This is a genomic window from Rhizobium sp. BR 362, assembly GCF_036528765.1.
Classification (GTDB): Bacteria; Pseudomonadota; Alphaproteobacteria; order Rhizobiales; family Rhizobiaceae; genus Rhizobium.
Genome location: NZ_JARWGH010000082.1, coordinates 1 through 2910 on the forward strand (window position 1 = coordinate 1; position 2910 = coordinate 2910).

General features: G+C 59.3%; 3 protein-coding genes and 1 pseudogene. 1 reads left to right on the plus strand and 3 read right to left on the minus strand.

Features of this window, described 5'->3' with window-relative positions:
• Window positions 1-150: 150 nt before the first annotated feature.
• The 3 genes from tnpC to tnpA all read right to left on the minus strand — a co-directional run bounded on the left by tnpC (window position 151) and on the right by tnpA (window position 2592).
• Window positions 151-1746 (minus strand): IS66 family transposase, encoded by a 1596-nt coding sequence (gene tnpC, locus QDY28_RS30735; protein ID WP_184806384.1) that lies wholly within the window; start codon window positions 1744-1746, stop codon window positions 151-153.
• A 71-nt stretch (window positions 1747-1817) separates the two neighbouring features.
• Window positions 1818-2171 (minus strand): IS66 family insertion sequence element accessory protein TnpB, encoded by a 354-nt coding sequence (tnpB, locus tag QDY28_RS30740; protein WP_184806381.1) that lies wholly within the window; start codon window positions 2169-2171, stop codon window positions 1818-1820.
• Window positions 2155-2592, minus strand: a complete 438-nt coding sequence (tnpA, locus tag QDY28_RS30745) for an IS66-like element accessory protein TnpA (protein WP_184806376.1) — start codon at window positions 2590-2592, stop codon at window positions 2155-2157. The genes tnpB and tnpA overlap by 17 nt, the downstream gene beginning before the upstream one ends.
• Before the next feature lie 107 nt (window positions 2593-2699).
• Here tnpA and QDY28_RS30750 point away from each other — a divergent pair.
• Window positions 2700-2910: pseudogene (locus tag QDY28_RS30750) on the plus strand (group II intron reverse transcriptase/maturase); the annotation flags it as partial.

Below are 2910 nucleotides of genomic sequence, written 5' to 3' on the forward strand. Positions count from 1 at the left end.
CTCGTGATGTGCGCCGCATGACTCGGGGTCAGAGTGATTCGCCACTTCTTCTCCGTACTGAACTTTCATCAACTATCTTTCATCGGCTTTGCAGCCGCACTAAGCGCGCATTTTGCTGCACGTCGTAAAGCGGCTTGAAGTGGCTGCGGCTCAGGCGGTCTGTTTTTTGAAGTTGAAGGGCAGCAGGTCCTCGATGTCGGCGTTGTCGGAACGCTGCGGCAGTACGGTGAGGACGTATTTCAACCATGCGAATGGCTCGACGCCACAGGCCCGGCAAGTCAACATCAGGCTATAGACGACGGCACTGGCTTTGGCGCCGGCAGGTGTGTCGCTGAACAGCCAGCTGTTTCGTCCGGTACAAAAAATTCTGATGTCCCGTTCGAGAATGTTGTTGTCTATCGGCATCCTGCCGTCGTCGGTATAGCGGGTCAGATATTCCCATTGATTGCGCGTATAGGAGACGGCATCGCCAAGTTTGGTGTCGGGCACGACCGTTGGCGCGATTTTGTCGAGCCATTCCTTGAGGGCGGAAAGGACCGGAACGCTATGTTTCTGGCGAAAGCGACGCATGTAGTGATCTCGCGTTTCGCCGTCGTCGGGCTTTTCGTCCCGCACCTGCCTTTCGATCCGGTAGAGCTGGTCGAAGAACTTGATGGCCTGCGCGGGCGGCCCACCGGGTTTCTTGCGCGCCTTGAGGGCATCGACAAACTTCCGCCTGGCATGGGCCAGGCACCCGACATGCGTGGCGCCTTTCAACGTGCGCCAGGCCTGATAGCCGTCACTCATCAGGATGCCGCGGTAGTCGCCAAGGAGGGCCTGCGGGTGTTCCTGTCCGCGACCGGGCTGATAATCGAACAACACGATCGGCTGTTTACTGTCTTCGCCGCTGCGAAAGGCCCACATATACGACGTGCTGGTGGGGTCCTTGCCCGCTTCCTTCAGCACCTGAACCGTGGTCTCGTCACCATGGATGATCGTCTGCGATTGGAGCCGCAGTTTCAGCGCGTCATAGATACGAACGAGGTGTTTCTCGCTCGAACCGATCACCCAATGGCCGAGAGCGCCACGGCTGACGGGAACGCCTGCACGCTCAAAGGCCTGGCTCAAGCGATAGAGCGGCGTGCCGTCGACGTATTTATGAACGAGCGCGAAGGCCAGCGTCGAGGCCGTGGCGACGCTGCCAGGCAAGGGCTGCTTCGGCATCGGCGCGATGACAACAGGCGTGCTGATCCCGGTCCGGTCGCAGTTGCGGCACGCATATTTTGCCCGGACATTCTGCAGAACCTTCGCCTTCACCTCGATGTGAAGCTGTTCTGTGACCAGTTCGCCCATGCGATGCATCGGGTGGCAGCAGCACGGACAGACCTTCTGATCGTCGGCAAGGTCATATTCGACGCGCTGACGCGGCAGGTTTGCCGGCAACGGCCTGCGGCCGGGTTTCTTGCCCTGCGGCTTTTCGATCTCCGGCAATCCCGTGTCCGGTAGAGCGACGGCATCCGCCTCGTCGGTGTCCTCGTCTGCATCTCCCTCAAGGGCGGCCTGCTCGGCTTCGTTGAAGAGGCGATCGATGTGCTTTTCGCTGCGCGGCGCAAAGCGATGCAACTGCGCCAGCGCCAGCTCTTCCTCAAGCTTGAAGACCCGCTGCGCGAGGATATCTTTCTCAGCCTTCAGCGCGGCAATCTCGGCTGCATTCGTCGCCAAAAGCGCCATCAATTCTTCAATGGTCGGGGTGCCGGTTCTAGTCATCGCATTCTTGAATCTGAACCGGCCCCCTGCGTCAACAGGCCTGCGACAAACGCTCTGCGTTTGCGCCGAATTCACCCGACAAATTCATATTGCCGCACCGGATGGCGAACCATCGCGTCGAGATCAATGCCGTCGAGAAGCCAGTGCAATTGCTCGGCATCAAGCGACACCACAGCCTCCTGTCGCCGAGGCCAGCGGAACTTGTCTTCGGTCAGCGCTTTCAACACCAACACAAAGCCCGATCGATCAAAAAACAGCAATTTCATCCGGGTACGGCGACGGTTGCAGAAGGCAAACACCGCGCGCTCGAACGGATTGAGGCCCATAGACTGCTCGACCAGGATCGCAAGGCTGTTGATCCCGGCCCTAAAGTCGATCGGATCCCGGTGAAGATAGACGCGCAGATCATCAGCCAGCCGGAACATCGCAACGCCCCAACGCTTCGATCATTGCCGACAGAACTTGAACATCCGCATCTTCAAGCTCAAGCCGCACACCATTCGGTAGCCTCGCCTTCAACCGCACCCCTGTCGATGTCGGCCGAGCCGCCGCGGCCGGCGGCCTCGCAGTCGGCGCTGCCTCAACCACCGGAACGAAGGCCGACGGTGCGCAAGGCATAACCGTCAACGCTTTCTCCGCCTGCCGGCGCTGACGCAGCTTGATCCAGTTGCGCAACTGATTGGCGTTCACCCCGTACTTCAGCGCAAGCCCTGCAACCGATACCCCCGGCTCAAGGCATGCGTCGATCAAGCGCTCCTTCTCGACCGGATCAAACCGCCGCTTGCCATTGCGAAGAACCTTGACGACCCGAAGCTCTCCTGAAAATCCCGCGCCATCCAGTCTCATTGTCCACAGTCTCCGTTGTGGACACAGATTCGCTCAACGCTCAGTCAATGAACAGGTGCAGCGATTTGCGCGCTTAGTGCGGCTGCAAAGCCGATGAAAGATAGTTGATGAAAGTTCAGTACGGAGAAGAAGTGGCGAATCACTCTGACCCCGAGTCATGCGGCGCACATCGCGAGGTATGCGTCGAAGCGTTGACAGGGGAAACCGGCAGGCCAGCCATAGAGCCGCGAAATGAAAAATCCGGGATGCCGACGCTGTTAAGCGAAGCGGAAGGCAACACGGTGCATGGCGTCAATCGCAAGCCATGCCCCGATCCCG